The following is a 3,924-nucleotide window of genomic DNA, read 5'->3' as shown; positions in this document are numbered from 1 at the left end:
GGCCGGGACAAGCCCGGCCATGACGGCGGAGAGCGGAGCGCAAACAGAAACTAATTCTCGATCTTGTACCCCGTCGCCTTCACGACCGGCTGCCAGAACGCGGTGTTGGCGGCGAGCTCCTTGGTCAGACCTTCCGCGCTGCTGCCCACCGGGATCAGACCGATCGCGGTGAGCTTCTCCTTCACCTCGGGCTTGGCGAGCGCGGCGCTTGCGGCCGCGCCGAGCTTGCTTGCGAATTCCGGCGAGCTGCCGGCGGGAAGCCACATGCCGTACCAGGCGTCGGCGACGAGATCGATGCCGCTCTCTTTCAAGGTCGGCACCTCTGAGGCAAAGGGCGAACGTTCCGCGCTGCTCACCGCGATGATCTTCACGCCCTTGGCGCGATGCTGCGCAAGCGCGTCGGCCAGCGTGGTGATCCCGAACGGAACATGGCCGCCGACGAGGTCGTTGAGGATAGCTGCGCTGCCGCGATAGGGCACGCGGCTCAAGGGAATGCCGAGGTCCTTCTCCAGCTTCGAGCCCATGAAATGCGGAATGGTGCCGCTGCTGGGTACGCCGAACGAGGTCCTGTCCGGATGTGCCTTCAGCCAGGCCGCGAACGACTTGAAATCCACAGCGTCGACCGCCGGGCTGATCACCAGCGCAAATTCAAAGCGCGCCAGCAGCGAGACCGGGACGAAATCCTTTGCAGCATCGAAGCTCGGAATCGTCTCGACCATCGGCAGCAGGTACATCGTGGGTCCGGTCGTCACCAGCACCATGCTGCCGTCGGGGCTTCCCCCCTTCACCGCCTTGATGCCGATCAGGCCGTCACCGCCGGTGCGGTTCTCGACCACGATGGTCCGCTGCAGTGCCGGCGCCATCTCCTGCGCGATCAGCCGGCACAGCGTGTCGCCGCCCGCGCCGGCCGCGAACGGGAAGATGATCTTGGTGAGCCCAGCCTGTGCGCGCGTCGCTCCCACCTGCGCCAGCAGCGGCAGGCTCAGACACCGGACCATGAATTTGCGGCGATCCATGGGTTTCCTCCACCGTTATGGTTGGCAGCATGAGAGCCGGACGGCCGCCCGGGGCAACCCGGCGTTCATCCTTTAGCATGCCGGCGCCTTGCGCGGGCCATCGTCCTGCTGCAAAAGCAGGGCCTCATCGGCGCCGCTCTCGCTCCGCCGTGTCCGATGCAGAGCAATCCGTCACACGCGCCAGCACTTGCACACATGGCCAGCCCCGAACTCAGTCAATTCCGCCGCATCGTCGTCAAGGTCGGCTCCGCGCTGCTGGTCGATTCCGACAAGGGCGAGGTGCGCGCGTCCTGGCTTGCCGCGCTCGCCGACGACATGGCCAAGCTGCATCGCGAGGGGCGTGACGTGCTCGTCGTCTCCTCCGGCTCGATCGCGCTCGGCCGCAGCCGCCTGAAATTGCCGCGCGGCCCGCTGAAGCTGGAGGAGAGTCAGGCAGCCGCCGCCGTCGGTCAGATCGCGCTCGCCCGCATCTGGTCGGAGGTGCTTGGCGCCCACGGCATCGGCGCCGGCCAGATCCTGGTGACGCTGCAGGACACCGAGGAGCGCCGCCGCTATCTCAACGCGCGCTCCACTATCGGCAAGCTGCTGGAGTGGCGCGCGATCCCCGTGATCAACGAGAACGACACGGTCGCCACCAACGAGATCCGCTACGGCGACAACGACCGCCTCGCCGCGCGCGTCGCCACCATGGCCAGCGCCGACCTGCTGGTGCTGCTGTCCGACATCGACGGGCTCTACGACGCCCCGCCGAAGAACAACCCGAACGCCAGGCTCATTCCCGTCGTCGACAGCATCTCCTCCGAGATCGAGGCTGTGGCAGGCGACGCCGAGTCCGAGCTGTCGCGCGGCGGCATGCGCACCAAGGTCGAAGCTGCCAAGATCGCGACCACCGGCGGCACGCATATGCTGATCGCCTCGGGCAAGATCGAGCATCCGTTGCAGGCGATCGCCGATGGCGGCCGCTGCACCTGGTTCCTGACGCCGGCCAATCCCATCACCTCGCGAAAACGCTGGATCGCGGGCTCGCTTGAGCCGAAGGGTACGCTGACGATCGACGCCGGCGCGGTCGCGGCCCTGCGCGCCGGCGCCAGCCTGCTGCCGGCCGGCGTGATCAAGGTCGAGGGCCAGTTCGCCCGCGGCGACGCCGTGATCGTGCGCGGCCCCGACACCAGCGAGGTCGGCCGCGGCCTGATCGCCTACGACGCCGACGATGCCGAGCGGATCAAGGGCCGCTCCTCCCCGGATGTCATGGCCATCCTCGGCATCAGCGGGCGGTCCGAGATGATCCACCGGGATGATCTGGTGGTGGGCGGGTAGCCGCTAGGGCATCCGAGTAGGCGCCGGCCGAGGCGTGGATGGCCGGTCAAGCCCGGCCATGACGCCGGAGCTGGGCCATTGATCGAGCTGCCGTCCGGCACGTGAAGCCCTGCCATACCCTGCCGACCCTTCGCAAAAGCGGGATTTCCGTGCTAGGACACTGCCTTAGCAGAAGGTTGAAACTCCCATGGCCGCCCCCCTCAAAGCCGTCGACGGCAATGCCGATCTTCAGGCGCTGATGACCGATCTCGGTACCCGTGCCCGCGCTGCCGCGCGCGTGCTGGCGCTGGCGCCGCCGGAGCAGAAGAACCGGGCGCTCGAGGCCATGGCGCGGGCGATCCGCAACAATGCCGCCGCGATCCTCGCCGCCAATGCCGAGGACGTCACCGAGGCCCGCGCCTCCGGCAACGCCACCTCGTCCTTCATCGACCGCCTGACGCTGACGCCGGCGCGGGTGGAGGGCATGGCCGAGGGCATCGGCATCGTGCGCGGCATTGCCGATCCCGTCGGCATCGTCACCGAGAGCTGGCAACGGCCGAACGGCATGACCATCGAGCGCGTGCGCGTGCCGCTCGGCGTCGTCGGCGTGATCTTCGAGAGCCGGCCGAACGTTGCGGCGGACGCCGGTGTGCTGTGCCTGAAGTCGGGCAATGCCGTGATCCTCCGCGGCGGCTCCGACAGTTTCCGCTCCTGCCGCGCGATCCATGACTGCCTGGTGCAGGGCCTGCGCGAAGCGGGCCTTCCCGAGGCTGCCATCACGCTGGTGCCGACGCGCGACCGCGCGGCGGTAGGCCAGATGCTGTCGGGATTGAATGGCGCCATCGACGTGATCGTGCCGCGCGGAGGCAAGAGCCTCGTCGCGCGCGTCGAGCAGGAAGCGCGCGTGCCGGTGTTCGCGCATCTCGAAGGCGTCAACCACATTTACGTCGACGGCAGCGCCGACCTCGCCATGGCGAAATCGATCGTGCTCAACGCCAAGATGCGCCGCACCGGCGTCTGCGGCGCCGCCGAGACGCTGCTGGTCGATCGCGCCGCAGCCGGTAAAAACCTCAAGCCGCTGGTTGAGATGCTAATCGAGGCCGGCTGCGAAGTGCGTGGCGACGACGCCGTGCAAAAGATCGATGCGCGCGTCAAACCCGCGAGCGCGGACGATTGGGACACCGAATATCTCGATGCGATCATCGCAGCGAAGGTGGTGAACGGCGTCGACGGCGCGATCGCGCATATCCAAAATCACGGTTCGCACCATACCGATGCGATCGTGAGCGCCGACGAGACCGCTGCGAAAAAATTCCTGAGCGAGGTCGATTCCGCGATCGTGCTGCACAACGCCTCGACGCAGTTCGCCGACGGCGGCGAGTTCGGCTTCGGTGCCGAGATCGGCATTGCCACCGGCAGATTCCACGCCCGCGGCCCGGTTGGCGCCGAGCAGCTGACGAGCTTCAAATATCGCGTTCACGGCACCGGGCAGACGCGGCCGTAGACGACGCAGGGCGCGGGGCATTGAGCAACAATTTCGTCGCGCCACGTTTCTTCGCGCAGGCCATACCGACCCATACCTCGGGCATGCGCATCGGCCTGCTCGGCGGCT

3 protein-coding genes are annotated in these 3,924 nt (G+C 67.6%); 2 read left to right on the top strand and 1 reads right to left on the bottom strand.

The window, feature by feature from the left end; genetic code table 11:
• Positions 1-50 precede the first annotated feature (50 nt).
• Complete coding sequence (locus IVB32_RS40700; protein WP_018459857.1) at positions 51-1,016, bottom strand: Bug family tripartite tricarboxylate transporter substrate binding protein; 966 nt, start codon at positions 1,014-1,016, stop codon at positions 51-53.
• Between the two features lie 195 nt (positions 1,017-1,211).
• Here IVB32_RS40700 and proB point away from each other — a divergent pair, with 195 nt between their 5' ends.
• Both proB and IVB32_RS40690 read left to right on the top strand, forming a co-directional pair.
• Positions 1,212-2,333: a glutamate 5-kinase gene (gene proB, locus IVB32_RS40695; RefSeq protein ID WP_018459856.1), complete on the top strand. Its 1,122-nt coding sequence runs from the start codon at positions 1,212-1,214 to the stop codon at positions 2,331-2,333.
• A gap of 187 nt (positions 2,334-2,520) precedes the next feature.
• Positions 2,521-3,816 (top strand): glutamate-5-semialdehyde dehydrogenase, encoded by a 1,296-nt coding sequence (locus IVB32_RS40690; RefSeq protein ID WP_018459855.1) that lies wholly within the window; start codon positions 2,521-2,523, stop codon positions 3,814-3,816.
• The last annotated feature ends 108 nt before the right edge of the window (positions 3,817-3,924 follow it).

The organism is Bradyrhizobium sp. 23, from assembly GCF_023073295.1.
GTDB lineage: Bacteria > Pseudomonadota > Alphaproteobacteria > Rhizobiales > Xanthobacteraceae > Bradyrhizobium > Bradyrhizobium canariense_D.
Note: the sequence above shows the minus strand (reverse complement) of the source record. Positions and strands in the feature narration are given on the sequence as shown.